This is a genomic window from Mesorhizobium sp. M7A.F.Ca.ET.027.03.2.1 (assembly GCF_003999175.1).
In the GTDB taxonomy this organism is placed as follows: Bacteria; Pseudomonadota; Alphaproteobacteria; order Rhizobiales; family Rhizobiaceae; genus Mesorhizobium.
In genome coordinates, this window is record NZ_RZOM01001553.1 from 1 (window position 1) to 950 (window position 950).

Consider the following 950-nt stretch of genomic DNA (forward strand, 5'->3'; position numbering starts at 1 on the left):
CTTCATCGGATTGGTTCTTTTATCAACCAATGTTATGGCGCATGGTTGGCAGACAACAACCAAGGATGCAAGCCGTGAACGACACGCCAGCCAGCTTTCCGACCACCAGCCGCAACCGCGTCAAGCGCCTGCACGAGCGCGGCAGCTACGACCATGCGGCAGTCTTCGCGGTGCTGGATGCCGGGCTGCTGTGCCATGTCGCCTATACGTTCGACGGCCAGCCCTATTGCACGCCGACCATCCACTGGCGCGAGGACGACATTGCTCTACTGGCACGGCTCGTCGGCCAGCCGCATGCTGCGCAATCTGCGCGGCGGCACGCCGGCGTGTCTGACGGTGTCGCATCTCGACGGGCTGGTGCTGGCGCGCTCGGGCTTCAACCATTCCGCCAATTACCGCTCGGCGATGTGTTTCGGCACGGCGCGGATCATCGATGAGCCTGATGAGAAACTGAAGGCGCTGGCCGGCGTCGTCGACCGCTTCTACCCCGGCCGGAGCGAGACCCTGCGGCCGATCTCGGTGCAGGAGGCCAAGGCGACGACGGTGATCGGCATGCGCATCGAGGAGGCATCGGCCAAAGTGCGCGCCAAGGGCGTCGGCGACGACGAGGAGGATTACGGGCATCCGGTGTGGGCCGGCGTCATCCCGGTGCGGATGGTGGTCGGCGCCGCCGAGCCGTGTCCGAGGCTGCTGCCCGGTGTGGAGCGGCCGCAGAATCTGGCTAGATATGCCGAGGGTGAAAGGCTGGATCGGGCGCTGACGCAGGCGCAACTGACGTATGAGGGCGAGCTGTAGCCAGCAAAGTTAGCGCTGCCCCTCATTGTCCTGCCGGACATTTCTCCCCGTATAGTGACGGGGAGAAAGGGGCCGGCCGCCACGTTGGCGCTTTTTCTGCGACGCTGGCGATTTGGCGAAATCATCTGACACAGCGTCCTTCTCCCCGTCACTAT

At 64.3% G+C, this 950-nt stretch carries 1 pseudogene; it reads left to right on the forward strand.

From position 1 onward, the window contains the following. The first annotated feature begins 41 nt into the window (after positions 1-41). Positions 42-795: pseudogene (locus tag EN750_RS36375) on the forward strand (pyridoxamine 5'-phosphate oxidase family protein). The last annotated feature ends 155 nt before the right edge of the window (positions 796-950 follow it).